Consider the following 17,182-nt stretch of genomic DNA (forward strand, 5'->3'; position numbering starts at 1 on the left):
GTTTAAGTCGCACGCCTGGAAAGCGTGTTCAGGGTAATACCCTGACGGGGGTTCGAATCCCCCCCTCTCCGCCAGAATCAAAAAGCCCCGCACTGCGGGGCTTTTTGCTTTGGCATGGCCGCCGGCGTGGGCTAAGCAGAAAGACCGGCCGGCGCCTGTGGCCAGCCACTGGCTGCTGATAAAGTATACCCAAAGGTTTTACCGGGCCCGGCCACGCCGGGCCGCGTCATCATACGTGTTTGAACAGGCCGCGTTGCGGCCAACCTAGCCGAAAGCCTGCCATGACCCATCCCGTGGATTCCCTGATCGCCGCCCTGCCCAAAACCGAGCTGCACCTGCACATTGAAGGCACGCTGGAGCCGGAGCTGATGTTTGCGCTGGCGGCCCGTAACGGCATGACGCTGCCGTACGCCGATATCGACACGCTGCGCGCGGCGTATCAGTTCGACAACCTGCAATCGTTTCTGGACCTGTACTACGCCGGCGCCGGCGTGTTGCAAACCGAGCAGGATTTCTACGACCTGACCTGGGCCTACCTGGAGCGCGCGCACGCCGACCGCATCGTGCACACCGAGATTTTCTTCGACCCGCAAACCCATACCGACCGCGGCATCGCCTTTGCCACCGTCTACCACGGCATTCGCCGTGCGCTGGACGCCGCGCAGGCGCAGTGGGGCATGAGCTCGCGCCTGATCATGAGCTTTTTGCGCCACCTTAGCGAAGAGGCCGGCATGGCGGTGCTGGACCAGGCCGAGCCGTTCCTGGCCGGTATCGATGGTTTCGGGCTGGATTCCAGCGAGCTGGGCCACCCGCCGTCCAAGTTTGCCCGCCTGTTTGCCCGCTGCCATGCGCTGGGCCTGCCTTGTGTGGCGCACGCTGGCGAGGAAGGCCCCGCGGCGTATGTGGTGGAGGCGCTGGACCTGCTGCAGGTATGCCGTATCGACCACGGCGTACGCAGCCTGGAAGACGAGGCGCTGGTGCAAAGGTTGGCCGCAGACCGTACGCCGCTGACCGTGTGCCCGTTATCCAACCAGCGTTTGCAGGTAACGCCGGACCTGGCGCAGCACCCGCTGCGCCGCATGCTGCAGGCTGGCCTGGCGGCGATGGTGAACTCGGACGACCCGGCTTACTTTGGTGGCTACCTGAACCAGAACTTCTACGCCTGCCGCGAGGCCTTGGGCCTGAGCGACGCCGAAGTGGTACAGCTGGTGAACAACAGCTTCGAGGCCAGCTGGCTGCCGGCAGCAGACAAGCAGCACTGGCTGGACGAGGTGGGCCGCGTGCACGCACAGTGGCAGGCGGCGCAGGCTGGCTGATCTGTCGGCGCGTAGCGTTGTAAAAGCACAAGGCCACGGCATAGCCGTGGCCTTGTGCTGAGCTTGATGAAAAAGCCTGTCTGCGGAGCAGACAGGCTTTTTTTGTAAACGGAAAGGCGGCGGTTTCAAAAACTGCTGTGGCGCGGCCCGGCTTTGCCGGGTCCGGTACAAGCTTGGGCCGGATGCTGTCTGCCGCTGGAAGCACAAGGCCACGGCGATGCCGTGGCCTTGTTGCGTTGCATCCACTGACGACGACGGGTGCAAGCCAGCCGGGTGGTGGCCGCCGGCGGCTTACGCCTTGCCCTTGGTCAGCTGGTGGTGCGCCAGCAGTACTTGGTAGCTCAGGTTGGCCGCGTCGGTCAGTGCCGCTTGCTGCGGGTGACCGGCAAAGGCCAGCTCGGCGTCCAGACTGCGTAGGGCGCGGCGGGCGGCGGTGCACACTTCTACCGCCGCGTTGAAGTCGGCCGGGCTGATCACGCGGCCGTTGCGGATCTTGCGCGCGTACACTGCCGCCATCTGCGCGTACTTCACCGCCATCTCGCAGCTTTGCCAGGCGCTGTCGTCGGCCAGCGCGGCAAAGGTATCCAGCACGGTGCGGCAGGCCGCTTCGGCCTGGGCGTGGCGTTTGTCGGCAGCCTGGCGCAGCGCGCTGTCGCTGCCGGGTTTGCTGTCCTTGCGGGGTTTGCTCATGCTTGTTCGCCTTGATAAAAACAGTCGGCACACACCGCCTGGTAACGCGTTTCGTCGCCGATATCCACCTGCGGGCCTTCCTGAATGCGCTGGCCTTGCCCATCCATGCGGATGTGCATGGTGGCCTTGCGGCCGCAGTGGCAGATGGTCTTGATTTCTTCGATGTCCTCGGCCAGTGCCAGCAGCCAGGCAGCGCCGGGGAACGGCTCGCCCTTGAAGTCGCTGCGCAAGCCGAAGCAGATCACCGGCACGCCACGGGTATGCGCCAGACGGTGCAGTTGCTGCGCCTGCTGGCTGGTCAGGAACTGGGCTTCGTCGATCAGCACGCAGGCGATGCCCTGATAGTCTTGCGTCAGAAAGTCGAAACTGTCGTCGTAGGTTAGCGCGTCGCGCTGGATGTTCAGTCGCGAGGTGATCTTGCCCACGCCATAGCGATGGTCGATGGCGGCGGTATACAGGCGCACGGCCTTGCCCATCGTTTCGTAGTTATTGGCTATCTGCAGCAGCTGCGTGCTTTTGCCGCTGTTCATGGCAGCGTAGCGATAGAAAAGTTTGGCCATGGCGTACAAAGGTTTGGCGAAGGGCAGGCATTGTAGCGCAGCCGGCAGGGGCGGGCGAACACTGCGTTCATCGCGGCTGCTTACGTTAGCGTAAGCGGGCGGCTATCATATGCTGCATTGCACACAAGGGGCGAAACATGGAAAAGACACTGCCACTGCTGGACCGCCGTACCATCACCATGCGCTGGGGCGACATGGACGCGGTGGGCCACCTCAACAATACCTATTACTTCCGCTACATGGAGCAGATTCGCGTGGAGTGGCTGGACAGCATCGGCCACCCGATCGACCCGTCCGGTGTCGGCCCGGTGCTAGGCAGCACCAGCTGTACCTTCAAGCGCGAGTTTTCCTACCCGGCTACCGTGGTGGTGACCACCGAAGTGGAAAAGGTTGGCCGCAGCAGCCTGAAGCTGAGCCATCACTTCTACCTGGCCGGTGACGACAGCACCGTCTACGCAGTGGGCGAGGCCACGCTGGTGTGGGTGGACTACCAGGCCGGCAAAACGGTGTCGATTCCGGAACCCATCCGTGCCTTGCTGCGCGCAGCGGGAGCCGAGGCCTGAGCGGCAGGCGATTAGCGCGAGCCACGTAACAAGGCCCTGGCGCGTGCGCCAGGGCCTTGTCGTTGCGACGGCGCGTGGCCGGTGGCTAGTCGCGCAGCTTTTGCCGCACGATGTCACGGATCAGGAAGCGGCTGGGGTGGATGGCGTCCATGATCGGTTTGGGCAGCGGCGCCGGTTCGTTTTCCAGCAGGCTGGCCAGCACCTCGCCGCACAGCGGGGCGGTGACCATGCCACGCGAACCGTGCGCCGTGCTGACAAACAGCCCGCCCACCTCCGGTGCCGGCTGGCTGATTTTCAGCGACGCGTCGCGGCCCAGCTGGCCGTAGCAATCGATAAACGCCTCGCGGTCCACCACCGCGCCGCACATCGGCAGGTAGTCCGGGCTGGTGCAGCGCAGGGCGGCACGGCCGTTGCAGTCTGCGGCCGACAGTGTCTCGCCCCCCAGCGCCTCGTGCAGCGCCGGCGCCATCTGCGCCAGCATGGCGAGGTTTTCTTCGTGCTCGTCGTCGCAGGCACGGGTGTCGCTGGTGTCGAACTTGAAGGTGGCACCCATGCAGTGGCTATCGTGGCGCGCCGGCGAGATATAGCCCTCGCCGCAGATCACCGTTTTCAGCTGGCGGCTGGCGTCGGTGGCCGGCAGTACCGATACCTGGCCGCGAATGCGTTTTACCGGCAGGTAGAAGGTGGGGTCGAACTGGACGGTCTCGTTGGCGGTGGCCAGCACGGCAATGCTGCCAATGGCCAGCGGGCCGTCGCTGTCCATCGCCACCCAGCTGTCGTCGGCCGGGTTTTGCGCCAGCTCGGTAATGGCGGTGGCCAGCCGCAGCGTGATGTTGGGGTGATCCAGCAGCCGGCGTACCAGTGCCGGCGGGTGCAGCCAGCCGCCTTGCGGAAAGAACAACCCGCCATGCTGCAATGGCAGCCCGGCCAGCGCCGACGCCTGCTCGGCGTTCACCGCGTGCAGGATGCCGTGCGGCAACCCGGCCAGCGCCAGGCCGCCCTGGCGTTTTTCTTCATCGGCATTGTGCGCCAGCTGCAGTACGCCGCACTGGCGCCAGCTGTCGTCGCCCTGCGGCAGCTGCGCTTGCAGCGTACGCAGGCTGTAGCCGTAGCCGGACAGAATCAGCTGTGTCAGCGGCGTGAAGTGCGGCGACAGCTTGGTGTACAGCACGCCTTGCGGGTTGCCGGACGCTTCGCTGGCCGGCTGCGGGTGGCGGTCTACCACCGTGACCTGCCAGCCGCGCACGGCCAGGCTGTAAGCGGTGCTGGCGCCGGCAATGCCAGCCCCCACCACAATAGCGCTGCGTTCGCGGTTGGCGGCCAACTGCGGGCGGGCGTACCACGGGGCTTGCCAGCCGGGTGCCGGCGCGGTGTCGAGTTGGCCACGCGTCATCTCGCGCTTGCTGCCGAAGCCCGCTACTTTCTCTACCGCGAAGCCGGCCTCGGCCAGGCCGCGACGCACGATGCCGGCGCTGGTAAAGGTGGCCAGCGTGGCGCCGGGTTTGCTCAGGCGGGCCAGCTGTTCAAACAGCGCCGGTTGCCACATGTCCGGGTTACGCGACGGCGCAAAACCGTCCAGGAACCAGGCATCAACACGGGCGTCCAGCTCGGGTAAGGTGGCCAGCGCGTCGCCTACCAGCAGGGTAAGGCTGATGCGGCCGCCAGCCAGCACGTAGCGGTGCCAGCCCGGCGCCATCTCCTGGTACTGGCGCAGCAGCGCGTCGGCCTCGGTGGCCAGCTCGGGCCACATCGCCAGCGCGCGTTGCAGGTCGTCCGGGGTCAGCGGGTGTTTTTCGGTACTGACAAACGCCAGCCGGGCGCCTGCCGGTGCGTGCTGCAGAAAGCACTGCCATGCCACCAGGAAGTTCAGGCCGGTGCCGAAGCCGGTTTCGCCGATGACGAACAAGGCATCTTGTTGCAAAGCAGCAAAGCGTTGCGGCAGCTGGTTGTTGTCGATGAAAACGTGACGGGTTTCGGCCAGGCCGCTGTCGCGGGAAAAATACACGTCACCGTAGTCTGCCGACATCGGCAGGCCGGTGCTCCAGTCCAGGCGGGCGGCTTGAAGGGGAGAGGTCATGGTCAGGCAAGGTGCCGGTGGCACGGGGTCAAACGTTGATGGCGCATAGTATGCCCGCTTGCCGCGCGCCCGCCTATGGTGCAATGCAAAAAACGGCGCGCGGCGGGAAGATCATTCTATTTGCCAGCGCAAGCTGAAGGTGGTGGTGGCTGGCATCATGCGGTCTTTCCATTGCAACTTGGGCGCGTAGCCGATTTCCAGTTGTAGCAGTTTCCCCCCTACGGTGACGAAGGGCAGCCCGGCCAGGCCGTGCACGCCGCTGCCGTTCAGGTAGCCCACCATCAGGCCCGCGCCCACCACGACATCCTGGCCGACTTCCCAGTGCTTGCGGCCGCCGCCTGCCACAAAATAGGCGGTCTCGCGCCGCGAGTCGCGGTAGCCGCCGCCACGGACGAACAGGCTGTAATCCACTTGCGGTTCGGCCAGCTCCAGCCCCAGGCCCGGGTTGCTGTTGTTCAGGTCGCAATTCCAGCGCGAGGCGTCGCAGCTGCCGTGGTGCGAGGCGCCGAAGATCAGTACCGATGTCTCGGCGGCCAGTGCGTGGCCACCACACAAGCAACAGGCCAATACCAGCATTGTTGTTTTCATGTAGCCCCCTGGTTTCATAGATTTTAATTTCTAAATACGCGAACCTGCTCTTTGATCGTAGGCAAAGTGGCGTCAATGTGAACCTTGAAAAGCAGCGTATCCCTCCCAAGCTAGGGGGTATCGAAGCTTTTTTGCCACGGAGGCTGTCATGCGTTTCGACAAACTCACTACCAAATTCCAGCAGGCGCTGGCCGAGTCCCAGAGCCTGGCGCTGGCGTCCGACAATGCTTTTATCGAGCCACAACACCTGCTGCTGGCCATGCTGGACGATGCCGAAAGCGGCATCGGCAGCCTGCTGGCGCGTGCCGGCACCAATGTCGGCGCGCTGAAAACCGCGCTGCGCGACAGTGTGGCGCGTTTGCCGAAAGTCAGTGGCGGCGATGGCGACATCACGGTATCGCGCGAGCTGGGCAAGCTGCTGAACCTGACCGATCAGGCCGCCACCAAGCGCGGCGACCAGTTCATCGCCAGCGAGCTGTTCCTGCTGGTGTTGGCCGCCGACAAGGGCGAGGCGGCCCGCCTGCTGAAGCAGCACGGCGGCCAACTTGCCGCCATCACCGCGGCTGTAGATGCCGTGCGCGGCGGCGAGGCGGTGGACAGTGCCGACGCCGAAGAGCAGCGCGAGGCGCTGAAAAAGTACACGCTGGACCTGACCGAGCGCGCCCGCATGGGCAAGCTGGACCCGGTAATCGGCCGCGACGACGAAATCCGCCGCGCCATCCAGGTGCTGCAACGCCGCACCAAGAACAACCCGGTGCTGATCGGCGAACCGGGCGTGGGCAAGACCGCCATCGTGGAAGGGCTGGCGCAGCGCATCGTCAACGGCGAAGTGCCGGAGAGCCTGAAGCACAAGAAGCTGCTGGTGCTGGACATGGCCGGCCTGATTGCCGGCGCCAAGTTCCGCGGCGAGTTCGAAGAGCGGCTGAAGGCGGTGCTGAGCGACGTGGCCAAGGATGAAGGCAACATCATCCTGTTCATCGACGAAATCCACACCATGGTGGGCGCCGGCAAGGCCGACGGCGCGATGGACGCCGGCAATATGCTGAAGCCGGCGCTGGCGCGCGGCGAGCTGCACTGCCTGGGCGCCACCACGCTGGACGAATACCGCAAGTACATCGAAAAAGACGCCGCGCTGGAGCGCCGTTTCCAGAAAGTGCTGGTGGACGAGCCGTCGGTGGAAGACACCATCGCCATTCTGCGCGGCCTGCAAGAGAAGTACGAAATCCACCACGGTGTGGACATTACCGACCCGGCCATCGTGGCCGCCGCCGAGCTGAGCCAGCGCTACATCACCGACCGCTTCCTGCCGGACAAGGCCATCGACCTGATCGACGAAGCCGCGTCCAAGATCAAGATGGAACTGGATTCCAAGCCAGAAGAAATGGACAAGCTGGACCGTCGCCTGATCCAGCTGAAAATCGAGCGCGAGGCGGTGAAGCGCGAGAGCGACGAAGCGTCCAAAAAACGCCTGCAGCTGATCGAGGACGAAATCGACAGCCTGTCGCGCGAGTATGCCGACCTGGAAGAAATCTGGAAGGCCGAAAAGGCCAGCCAGCAGGGCAGCCAGGCGATCAAGGAAGAGATCGAGCAGGTAAAAGTGGAGATCGAGGAGCTGAAGCGCCGTGGCGACTGGCAAAAACTGGCCGAGTTGCAGTACGGCAAGCTGCCACAGCTGGAAGGCCGCCTGAAGGAAGCCGAGGCCGCCGACAGCGGCGACGCCACGCCCAACCGCCTGCTGCGTACCCAGGTCGGTGCCGAGGAAATTGCCGAGGTGGTGTCGCGCATGACCGGCATTCCGGTGAGCAAGATGCTGACCGGCGAGCGAGACAAGCTGCTGCAGATGGAAAGCGTGCTGCACCAGCGCGTGGTGGGGCAGGACGAGGCGGTAACGGTAGTGGCCGACGCCATCCGCCGCTCGCGCTCCGGCCTGGCCGACCCTAACCGCCCGTATGGTTCCTTCCTGTTCCTGGGCCCGACTGGCGTGGGCAAGACCGAGCTGTGCAAGGCGCTGGCCGGCTTCCTGTTCGACAGCGAAGAGCACCTGATCCGCATCGACATGTCGGAATACATGGAGAAACACTCGGTCGCCCGCCTGATCGGCGCGCCGCCCGGCTACGTGGGCTACGAGGAAGGCGGCCTGCTGACCGAGCAGGTGCGTCGCAAGCCGTACAGCGTGATTCTGCTGGACGAGGTGGAAAAAGCCCACCCCGACGTGTTCAACGTGCTGCTGCAAGTGCTGGACGACGGCCGCCTCACCGACGGCCAGGGCCGTACTGTGGACTTCAAGAACACGGTAATCGTGATGACGTCCAATATGGGCAGCCAGCACATCCAGAACATGGAAGACAGCGACTACCAGGTGATCAAGCTGGCGGTGATGGCCGAGGTGAAAGCGCACTTCCGCCCCGAGTTCGTCAACCGTATCGACGAACTGGTGGTGTTCCACGCGCTGGGTCAGGACCATATCCGCTCCATCGCCCGCATCCAGCTGAAGCGGCTGGAACAGCGCCTGGCCAAGCTGGATATCAGCCTGCAGGTGGACGACAGCGCGCTGGCGCTGATTGCCGACGCGGGTTTCGACCCGGTATACGGCGCGCGGCCGCTGAAGCGTGCCATCCAGAGCGAGATCGAAAACCCGTTGGCCAAGGCCATTCTGGGCGGCAAGTACCCGCCCAAGTCCACGGTGATGGTCAGTGCCGCCGGCAGCGGCCTGAAGTTCGACTAGGGCCAGCTGCGCTGCGGCCAACCTTTGCACCCACCCCGGCTTTGGCCGGGTTTTTTTGCGCCCGCACTGGCGATGATTTTGGGCGAAAGGAACCGTCGCAGCCGGTGCGTGGTCATAAAAAGACATTGTACTGACGCACGGACCGCCGATACTTGCCATCAGGCGGCGCCGGCCTCAGTCTGGGCGTGGCCGCCTGCGGCGGTGACGACCCACCATCAATAACAACAACCGTATCAGGAAGGTGCATGGATCAACTCTTGCAAAACCTGGCCACGCGCCAGAGTACCGATAGCCCGGTGCCGCCGCTGGCCAGCCTGCTGGCTGCGGCGCGACCGGAAGACGCCGGCGACTTCGTGCAGGCCACCAGCAACCTTCGCGCGCTGACCTATCTGTTGAGCCGTCACGCCGACTACCGCGCCGGCCTGCGCCGCGCCATCCTCGACCTGCTGGGCAACACCCGCCAGGTACAGCTGTATACCGACACCGGCTTGCTGTCCAACGAGCCGTTTTCCACCGCCATCAAGCGCCGCATTGGCGAGCGGCTGCTGCCGCCGGCGCGTTCTGCCCACCATCTGGCCGACCAGTTCGGCCTGATCTTCAATCACCCGGAAGACTACCGCTGGGTAGGCAGCGTGGCGCAGGAAGTGTGGCTGGAGCTGTGGCAGGCGCTGGCCTGGACCGAGCTGCCGCCGGCGGCGGCCAACCCGGTGCGCCTGCAGTTGCTGGAGGCAGTACAGGTGCTGACGGCGCGCATTACCGCCATCGGCCTCGAGCCGGAGCTGGTGCGCGTCTACCCCGACATCGAGCGCTTCGAGTCGCCGTTCCTGCACCTGGCGTCCGAAGCCATGCGCTACGTGGAGTCGGCGCGCCACGCGATGGTGGACCCGGCCTGCCTGCCGGAAGACGAAAAGCACATGCTGGTGTTGCTGGAGCAGTGCGAGCAGCTGATTGCGCGCTTGCGCAAGGTGGCGCACGAGCGCGGCGTATCGGTGGGGCTGACCTACCATCTGATCCGCCTCAGCCAGCACATCGGCCGGCTGCGTACCTTGCTGGCGCTGCTCGACACCGATAGCAGCCCGGCGGCCAACGGCACGCTGTTCGGCCTGCTGGCCGAGCTGGTGCGCGCCGACAACCGCCGCTTCAGCGTGCGCGACGTGTTTACCAGCAATACCGAAATGCTGGCGCGCCAGGTCACCGAGCACGCCGGCCGCCACGGCGAACACTACATCGCCGAAGACCGCAAACAGTGGAAAGACATGGCCAGCGCCGCACTGGGCGCCGGCGTCATCGTGGGCTTCATGGCGCTGATCAAGCTGCTGCTGGCCAAGCTGCACCTGCCGCTGATCTGGGAAGCGCTGGCGTTCGGCCTCAACTACTCGCTGGGTTTCATGCTGGTGCACGTGCTGCATTTCACCATCGCCACCAAGCAGCCGGCGATGACGGCGGCGCGCATTGCGGCGGTCATCCACGAGTCGGGCGGCAAGCCGGACATGCCCCTGCTGGCCGAGCTGGTAGCCAAGGTGATGCGCACCCAGTTCATCGCCATTGTCGGCAACGTGATGGCGGCCATTCCGGTGGCGTGGCTGATTGCGGTGTGCTGGCAAAGCTTCACCGGCGCGCCGGTGGTGAACACCGAAAAAGCGGCGCATTTGCTGGCCGACCTCGACCCGCTGCACAGCCTGGCCATCTTCCACGCCGCCATTGCCGGTGTGTACCTGTTCCTGGCCGGCCTGATCGCCGGTTACTACGACAACCTGGCCATTTACCGCCAGATCCCGCAACGGTTGGCCGCATTGCCGTGGCTGAACCGGCTGCTGGGCGCGGCGCGTACCCAGCGCCTGGCGCACTATGTGGAGCACAACCTGGGCGGGCTGGCCGGTAACTTCTACTTCGGCCTGTTCCTGGGCGTTACCGGCACCATCGGTTTCTTGCTGGGGCTGCCGCTGGATATCCGCCACATCACCTTCTCGTCGGCTTATCTGTCGTATGCAGCGGTCAGCTACGACTACCTGATCCCGCTGAATGTGGTGCTGTGGTCGGTGGCCGGCGTGTTGCTGATCGGCATGACCAACCTGCTGGTCAGCTTTACGCTGGCGCTGTGGGTGGCGCTGCGCTCGCGCAAGCTGAAGGGCACCGACGCGTTGCCGCTGCTGCCGGCGCTGGCACGCCGTTTCTGGCAAAAGCCGAAAGACTTTTTCATTCCGCCAAAAGACGCGGTGCGCGACAGCACCGGCGCCTGATCTGCCCCCTGTCCGTCACGCCCCCTGCCGCCTGTCGGCCGGGGGCGTTTTGCTTGCCCGGCAGCGGCGATGCCTGGCGGCGTGCGCCTTAGCCTGCGGCCAAGCCGCTTTGCTGCAACGTGGCCGCCATTTCGTGGCGCAGCCAGGCCAGCACCGCGCTACGGCGGCGGTCGCCGTCGAAGGCGTGCGGCGAAAGCAGCACGTAGGCCGAACCGTCGGCAACAAAGCCCAGCGGGGCCGCCAGCCGCGCAGCGGCCAACTCGTCGGCCACCATGAACACCGAGCCAATGGCCAAGCCCAGCCCGGCACCGGCGGCTTGCAGGCTGAGGTAGAAATGCTCCAGCGTGCTGTGGCCGGCGCAGGGCAGGGTGCGGCCGCTACGCGCCTGCCACTGCGGCCAGGCGCTGTCGCGGCTGCGGGTGTGCAAGCAGGTTTGCGGGCTGCCGGCGATCACGGCGGCGGCCTGGGCCGGCGGGCAAACCGGCCCGGTGTACTCGGCGGCCAACTCTGCCAGGTAGCCGTCGGCCGGCCAGGCAAAGTCGTTACGCCGCAGCGCCAGATCGACACGATCACGCGCAAAGTCCACCGCGCCGCCGGCGGTGAGCAGGTGCAGCGCAATGTCCGGGTGCTGTGCGCGAAAAGCCGGCAGCCGCGGAATCAGCCAGCGCATGGCCAGCGTGGGTTCGCACGACAGTACCAGCGGCGGCGGGCTGCTGTCGGCCTGTAGCTGTTGCAGCGTTTGTTGCAGCTTGCCCAGTGCCTCGCTGCAGGCGGCGTGCAGCTGCTCGCCGGCGGTGGTCAGAAACACGGCGCGGTTACGGCGCTCGAACAAGGCCAGGCCCAGCTGCGCTTCCAGCTGGCGGATCTGGCGGCTGATGGCGCCGTGGGTGAGGTGCAGTTCGTCGGCGGCGCGCGCAAAGCTGGCGTGGCGCGCGGCAGCCTCGAACACGCGCAGGCTGTTCAGTGGCGGCAGGCGAGGTGGCATGGTTGAGTTTTCCTCACGTATTTTCTGCAGCATACATCGTTTTTCAGGCAGCCAAACCGCGCAGAGAATGACGTTACGCCGTTGTGGCGCTGTCATTCGAGGAAAAAACGATGATTAATCCTGACCTGTTGCCTGGCGCCGAGTTGTGGGCGGTGGCTTCCATTACGCTGCTGGCGGTGGTCAGCCCGGGGGCTGACTTTGCCATGGTGACGCGTAACAGCATGCTGGTGTCGCGTCGCGCCGGTGTGCTCAGCGCGGTCGGCATTGCGCTGGGGGTGTGGCTGCACGTGGGCTACGCCTTGCTTGGGCTGGCGTGGTTACTGGCGCAGTCGCCACTGTGGTTCGGGCTGTTGAAAGTGGTGGGTGCGGCGTATCTGTTGTATCTGGGTGTGGGCATGCTGCGCAGCCGGCCGCAGGCGCAGGGCGAAGACCGTGGCGTGGCGCTGGCCGATTGGGCGGCGTTGCAGAGTGGTTTGCTGACCAATGCGCTGAACCCCAAGACCACATTGTTTGTGCTGTCGCTGTTCAGCCAGGTCATTCACCCAGTCACGCCGCTGTGGCTGCAACTGGCCTACGGTGCGTTCATGTCGCTGGCGCACTTGTTGTGGTTCGTGCTGGTGGCGCAGGCCTTTTCATCGCAGGCGGCGCGGGGCCTGGTGGCGCGCTACCGGCACCGTATCGAACACGCGATCGGCGCGGTGCTGGTGCTGCTGGCGGGGGTGCTGGGGGCGGCGTCACTGCACTGAGTTGCAGTGGCGGGGGCAAGAAAATGCCCGCCAGCGGGCGGGCACAACTCCGGTTGAGGAGAGGAGAAAACAGACGCAGAACAGTTTTTTTATAGTAGGCACTGCGCTGTTTTTTGCCATTTTCATTAAGGTAATCATGAAAATAGCGTTCTGTAACGGAGCTTGTGGTTTTCTTGCTGCGAGCTAGGGTGCCGGCGTAATCCGTACCCGTTGCCGGATGTGGGCGGCGTACACCTCGGCGTGCGACGCTGCCACCTTGCGTGCCAGCTGCTGGTGTTCCCAACTCAGGCTGCAGCCACCATCCGCCAGTGCGCGCAGCTGGATCTGCAGCCCGTTGTACTGCCATTGCCAGGCGCCGGCTTCGCGTGCTGCAGCGGGCAGCGCGCCATACTGTTGTTGCAGGGCGCCCAGCAGGCGCTCGGTGTGGCCGGGGTGGTACTCGAGCCGGAACTGATACAGTAGCTCATCGAAAAACCCCAGTTTCACGCTGTGGGCGCCATCGATCGGCCACTCGGCCAGCTCACTGCGGATCACCCGCGTATTGGCGATGTTCTCCGGTCGGGCGCTGATGAAGGCTTCCTGGGCGTTGCCGTAGACCTCGCTTACCACCCGGGCCTGTTGCTGCTGCCACAGCTGCTGCGCTTGCGGGTAGCGGGTAATGCCGGGCTGCAGGCTATCGGGTGGCTGGGCTGCCACCATGGCTGGCAGGGTATAGGCGAGCAAGTAGCCCAGGCACGGGCGCAGGTATCGGAGCATGGTCAATGTCGCAGGGCGGGTGGGGGTGCCGGTACGCCGGCGGGCGGATTTTACTCTTTTTGCATGTTTTTGGTATTGAATCTGCTGATTGTGCCAGCGTATTTCATTGTTGCGGCGGTGCCGCGCTGCGGCCCGCTCAGGGCGAAAGAATGCTGCGGCCGGCCGGCTTGGCCACCACGTAGCCGGCGTAAGCCTCCATATTGGACGTGCGTACCTTGCGTGCCAGCTGGCGGTGCTCTACCTGCAGCACCGCCTTGCTGTCGTCGCCGGCTTGCAGTGCCACCCACACGTCGCCGGCTTGCCAGTAGCTTTGGCGCGGTTCGTTGCTCTGGCTGAGCGGCGTGCCGTACTGGCGGCTGAGCTGCTGTACCGCCTCGTCGTAGCGGTAGCCGGCGGCCAGGGTGGCGTTCAGCCGGTACAGCACACCGTCAAAGAAACCCAGCTTGACCTGGGCAAAGCGCCCCCATTGCTGTACCTCGCTGACCACTACCCGCAAGTTGCTGACCTCGCGCGGCAGGCCGTTGCTGAAGCTTTCCAGCGCATTGCCATAGCGCTGGCTGAGCAGGGTAGCCTGCTGTGCCTGCCATAGCTGCTCGGCCTGGCGCAGCGTGCTGCGGCCAACTTGCAGCCAGGGCAGTGGCGCGTTGGCGCTATTGGCGGTAACGGGTGGCGGGGAAGCGTGGCTGGCTTGCAGCAAGCAGGCGGTCAGCAGCAGGGTGAAAAGCAGGCGCATGGTGGTTCTCGCAATCACGATAGAACTGCCATGCTCACCAGCCTCCCGAGTGGCAATAAAAAAAATTAAACTATTCGAAAAAAACATTCAATTGGAATTGACTATTGGCTTGCGGCATCATGGCTCTTGTCGACAACGACACTTCCCAACCCAAGGAGCCGAGCATGTCCATCATCAATAGCCAGATCAAACCGTTCGCCAGCAAAGCCTTCCACAACGGCCAGTTCATCGACGTGACTGACCAGACCCTGCTGGGCAAATGGTCCGTCGTGTTCTTCTACCCGGCCGACTTCACCTTCGTGTGCCCGACCGAACTGGGCGACCTGGCCGACCTGTACCCGGAATTCCAGAAACTGGGCGTGGAAATCTACTCGGTGTCCACCGACACCCACTTCACCCACAAGGCCTGGCACGACACCTCCGACACCATCAAGAAGATCCAGTACCCGATGCTGGCCGACCCGACCCACCTGATCTCGCGCAACTTCGGCGTGCTGATCGAGGAAGCCGGCCTGGCCGACCGCGGCACCTTCGTGATCGACCCGGAAGGCAAGATCCAGATCGTTGAAATCAACGCCGGTGGCGTGGGCCGCGACGCTGCCGAACTGCTGCGTAAAGTGAAAGCCGCCCAGTACGTGGCCGCCCACCCGGGCGAAGTGTGCCCGGCCAAGTGGAAAGAAGGCGACGCTACCCTGGCACCGTCGCTGGACCTGGTCGGCAAAATCTAATCGCCCACCACGCTGCCGCCCACAGGCTGGCAGCTCAGCAGTTTGACGAGGTTGGCCGGCCTCTCCCGGCTAGCCTCGCCCCCACCCGACATTCATTGCCGGGTGCCCCGGAAAGCGGCCTTGCGGCCAACCTTGGCCTCGCCAAAGCCGCTTTCCCGGGTACCCGTTACCAAGGAGCACACCATGCTGGACGCCAATATCAAGACCCAACTGCAAGCCTACCTCGCCAACCTGCAACACCCGATCGAGCTGGTCGCCAGCCTGGGGGGTGGCGCCAAAGACGACGAAGTACGCGGCCTGCTGGCCGACATCGCCAGCCTGTCCGACAAGGTGAGCGCCCGTTTCGACGGCAACAACGCCCGCCAGCCGTCGTTCAGTGTTGGCCGCGCCGGCGACGCCGCCCCGCGCGTGCAGTTTGCCGGCGTGCCGATGGGCCACGAGTTCACCTCGCTGGTGCTGGCGCTGCTGCAAGTGGGCGGCCACCCGTCCAAAGCCGGCCAGGAGCTGATCCAGCAAGTGAAAGACCTGCAAGGTGAGTTCACGTTCGAAACCTACATCTCGCTGTCGTGCCAGAACTGCCCGGACGTGGTGCAGGCGCTGAACCTGATGGCGGTGCTGAACCCCGCCATCCGCCACACCATGATCGACGGCGCGCTGTTCCAGGCCGAGGTCAACGACCGCCAGATCATGTCGGTGCCCACCGTGTACCTGAACGGTGAGGTGTTCGGCCAGGGCCGCATGGGGCTGGAAGAAATCGTGGCCAAGCTCGACACCGGCGCCGCCGCCCGCGACGCCGAGAAGCTGGCGCAGAAAGAGGCGTTTGACGTGCTGGTGGTCGGCGGTGGCCCGGCCGGCGCCGCTGCCGCCATCTACGCTGCCCGCAAAGGCATCCGCACCGGCGTGGTGGCCGAACGCTTCGGCGGCCAGGTGCTGGACACCCTGGGTATCGAAAACTTCATCTCGGTAAAAGAAACCGAAGGCCCGAAACTGGCGATGGCGCTGGAGCAGCACGTCAAGGAATACGACGTGGACGTGATGAACCTGCAACGCGCCAGCAAGCTGATCGCCGCCAGCGAGAGCAGCAGCGGCCTCACCGAAGTGCAGCTGCAAAACGGCGCTACGCTGAAAGCCAAGTCGGTCATCATCGCCACCGGTGCCCGCTGGCGCGAAATGAACGTGCCGGGCGAGCAGCAATACCGCAACAAAGGCGTGGCTTACTGCCCGCACTGCGACGGCCCGCTGTTCAAAGGCAAGCGCGTCGCCGTCATCGGCGGCGGCAACTCCGGCGTGGAAGCCGCCATCGACCTGGCCGGCATCGTGTCGCACGTCACCCTGCTGGAATTCGGCGACGCCATGCGCGCCGACGCCGTGCTGCAAAACAAGCTGCGCAGCCTGCCCAACGTCACCGTGATCCTGCAGGCGCAAACCACCGAAGTCACCGGCGACGGCAGCAAGGTGAACGGCCTCCGCTACACCGACCGCGTTAGCGGCGAAGCGCGCCACATCGAGCTGGAAGGCATCTTCGTACAGATCGGCCTGCTGCCCAACACAGACTGGCTCAAAGGCAGCATCGAGCTGAGCAGCCGCGGCGAGATCATTACCGGCCGCCACCAGGACACCAGTGTGGCCGGCGTATTCGCCGCCGGTGACGTGACCGACGTGCCGTACAAGCAGATCATCATCGCCATGGGCGAAGGCGCCAAAGCCGCGCTGGGCGCGTTCGACCACCTGATCCGCAGCAGCGCGCCAGCCGCCTGAGCCCTGACCGCTTCGCTACTCCTAACTGTGTAAAGCCTCCTTGGGCGCCCCGTGGTGTTGTCACCCGGGGCGTTTTTTTATTGCTATGGGTCTATAGTGCAGCAGACATGGTGCCGGGGAGGGTGATCATGAAATGGTGGATAGGTGTTGCCGTGGCCATGGCGGGCCCGGCGTGGGGGCTGGAGGTGAATACCGCCAGCGTGCCGGACCTGGTGGAAGCCGGGTTCAGCCAGCGTGAAGCGCAGGCGATTGTGTCGGCGCGAGAGCAGCAGGGCGCATTTACCCGCTCGTCCGATTTGCTGGGGGTTAGCGGTGTGACACAGGGTGACCTGAACCGGGTACGTGGTAGCCTGACCGTTGCTGGGGAGGCGGTGAGTAACCGTAGCGGTACCCGCCCGGCGGTACCGGGTGAGCGGCCCGCCTAGCCGGCGCGCAAGGCCGGTGACGACACGGCTAGCCACGAAGCGACAGAGCACGCAGCCGGTGACGACCACCGGTCGGATGCGGGCAAGTCGGACGACCATGGTAGCGACGGCGGCAAGGCCGACGATCATGGTAAAGACCACGATAGTGGCAAAAGCAGTGATGGCGGCAAGAGCAGCGACAGTGGCAAGAGTAGTGATAGCGGCAAAAGCAGTGACGGCGGTAAGGGCAAAGGTGGCGACAGCGGTAAAGACGGTAGTGGCAAGGGCCGCAATGGCTGACTGTAGCTGAAAG

General features: G+C 64.8%; 15 protein-coding genes. 8 read left to right on the plus strand and 7 right to left on the minus strand.

Going from position 1 to position 17,182, the window contains the following annotated elements:
- The first annotated feature begins 293 nt into the window (after window positions 1-293).
- Window positions 294-1,316: an adenosine deaminase gene (locus FLQ03_RS08685; protein WP_420855653.1), complete on the plus strand. Its 1,023-nt coding sequence runs from the start codon at window positions 294-296 to the stop codon at window positions 1,314-1,316.
- A 291-nt stretch (window positions 1,317-1,607) separates the two neighbouring features.
- On the opposite strand, the gene FLQ03_RS08690 is transcribed toward FLQ03_RS08685, so the two are convergent.
- Both FLQ03_RS08690 and FLQ03_RS08695 read right to left on the minus strand, forming a co-directional pair.
- Entirely contained in the window at window positions 1,608-2,006 is a 399-nt protein-coding gene (locus FLQ03_RS08690) for a hypothetical protein (protein ID WP_144373532.1), read from the minus strand.
- A complete protein-coding gene (locus tag FLQ03_RS08695) occupies window positions 2,003-2,566 on the minus strand; it encodes a thymidine kinase (protein WP_144373533.1) in 564 nt (187 codons plus the stop codon). Before FLQ03_RS08695 ends, FLQ03_RS08690 begins: the two co-directional genes overlap by 4 nt.
- A gap of 137 nt (window positions 2,567-2,703) precedes the next feature.
- On the opposite strand from FLQ03_RS08695, the gene FLQ03_RS08700 reads away from it, so the two are divergent.
- The gene (locus tag FLQ03_RS08700) at window positions 2,704-3,129 is read left to right on the plus strand and encodes an acyl-CoA thioesterase (RefSeq protein ID WP_144373534.1); all 426 of its coding nucleotides are present in this window, start codon (window positions 2,704-2,706) and stop codon (window positions 3,127-3,129) included.
- Window positions 3,130-3,214: 85 nt separating this feature from the next.
- Here FLQ03_RS08700 and mnmC read toward each other — a convergent pair whose 3' ends face one another.
- Both mnmC and FLQ03_RS08710 read right to left on the minus strand, forming a co-directional pair.
- Window positions 3,215-5,206 carry a bifunctional tRNA (5-methylaminomethyl-2-thiouridine)(34)-methyltransferase MnmC2/FAD-dependent 5-carboxymethylaminomethyl-2-thiouridine(34) oxidoreductase MnmC1 gene (gene mnmC, locus FLQ03_RS08705; RefSeq protein ID WP_144373535.1) on the minus strand — a complete coding sequence of 664 codons (1,992 nt, stop codon included), beginning with the start codon at window positions 5,204-5,206 and terminating at the stop codon, window positions 3,215-3,217.
- A gap of 111 nt (window positions 5,207-5,317) precedes the next feature.
- Window positions 5,318-5,794, minus strand: coding sequence for a hypothetical protein (locus FLQ03_RS08710; protein ID WP_144373536.1), 477 nt, complete (start codon window positions 5,792-5,794; stop codon window positions 5,318-5,320).
- A 148-nt stretch (window positions 5,795-5,942) separates the two neighbouring features.
- Between FLQ03_RS08710 and clpB the strand changes: the two genes are divergently transcribed.
- Both clpB and FLQ03_RS08720 read left to right on the plus strand, forming a co-directional pair.
- Window positions 5,943-8,519, plus strand: a complete 2,577-nt coding sequence (gene clpB, locus FLQ03_RS08715; RefSeq protein WP_144373537.1) for an ATP-dependent chaperone ClpB — start codon at window positions 5,943-5,945, stop codon at window positions 8,517-8,519.
- A 245-nt stretch (window positions 8,520-8,764) separates the two neighbouring features.
- A complete protein-coding gene (locus FLQ03_RS08720; RefSeq protein WP_144373538.1) occupies window positions 8,765-10,759 on the plus strand; it encodes a site-specific recombinase in 1,995 nt (664 codons plus the stop codon).
- An 88-nt stretch (window positions 10,760-10,847) separates the two neighbouring features.
- Here FLQ03_RS08720 and FLQ03_RS19555 read toward each other — a convergent pair whose 3' ends face one another.
- Window positions 10,848-11,744, minus strand: a complete 897-nt coding sequence (locus FLQ03_RS19555) for a LysR family transcriptional regulator (RefSeq protein WP_144373539.1) — start codon at window positions 11,742-11,744, stop codon at window positions 10,848-10,850.
- Window positions 11,745-11,854: 110 nt separating this feature from the next.
- Here FLQ03_RS19555 and FLQ03_RS08730 point away from each other — a divergent pair, with 110 nt between their 5' ends.
- On the plus strand, window positions 11,855-12,490 hold the full coding sequence (locus FLQ03_RS08730) for a LysE family transporter (RefSeq protein WP_144373540.1): 636 nt from the start codon (window positions 11,855-11,857) through the stop codon (window positions 12,488-12,490).
- Between the two features lie 183 nt (window positions 12,491-12,673).
- Here FLQ03_RS08730 and FLQ03_RS08735 read toward each other — a convergent pair whose 3' ends face one another.
- Together FLQ03_RS08735 and FLQ03_RS08740 are read right to left on the minus strand one after the other, a co-directional pair.
- Window positions 12,674-13,246: a hypothetical protein gene (locus FLQ03_RS08735; protein ID WP_144373541.1), complete on the minus strand. Its 573-nt coding sequence runs from the start codon at window positions 13,244-13,246 to the stop codon at window positions 12,674-12,676.
- Window positions 13,247-13,382: 136 nt separating this feature from the next.
- On the minus strand, window positions 13,383-13,979 hold the full coding sequence (locus FLQ03_RS08740) for a hypothetical protein (protein ID WP_144373542.1): 597 nt from the start codon (window positions 13,977-13,979) through the stop codon (window positions 13,383-13,385).
- Window positions 13,980-14,143: 164 nt separating this feature from the next.
- Here FLQ03_RS08740 and ahpC point away from each other — a divergent pair, with 164 nt between their 5' ends.
- From ahpC to FLQ03_RS08755, 3 genes are all read left to right on the plus strand, one after another.
- Window positions 14,144-14,707, plus strand: a complete 564-nt coding sequence (ahpC, locus tag FLQ03_RS08745; protein WP_144372445.1) for an alkyl hydroperoxide reductase subunit C — start codon at window positions 14,144-14,146, stop codon at window positions 14,705-14,707.
- Window positions 14,708-14,890: 183 nt separating this feature from the next.
- Window positions 14,891-16,465, plus strand: coding sequence for an alkyl hydroperoxide reductase subunit F (gene ahpF, locus FLQ03_RS08750; RefSeq protein WP_144373543.1), 1,575 nt, complete (start codon window positions 14,891-14,893; stop codon window positions 16,463-16,465).
- Window positions 16,466-16,593: 128 nt separating this feature from the next.
- Entirely contained in the window at window positions 16,594-16,890 is a 297-nt protein-coding gene (locus tag FLQ03_RS08755) for a helix-hairpin-helix domain-containing protein (RefSeq protein WP_170252358.1), read from the plus strand.
- Window positions 16,891-17,182 lie beyond the last annotated feature (292 nt).

This window comes from Vogesella urethralis (assembly GCF_007644045.2).
Classification (GTDB): domain Bacteria; phylum Pseudomonadota; class Gammaproteobacteria; order Burkholderiales; family Chromobacteriaceae; genus Vogesella; species Vogesella urethralis.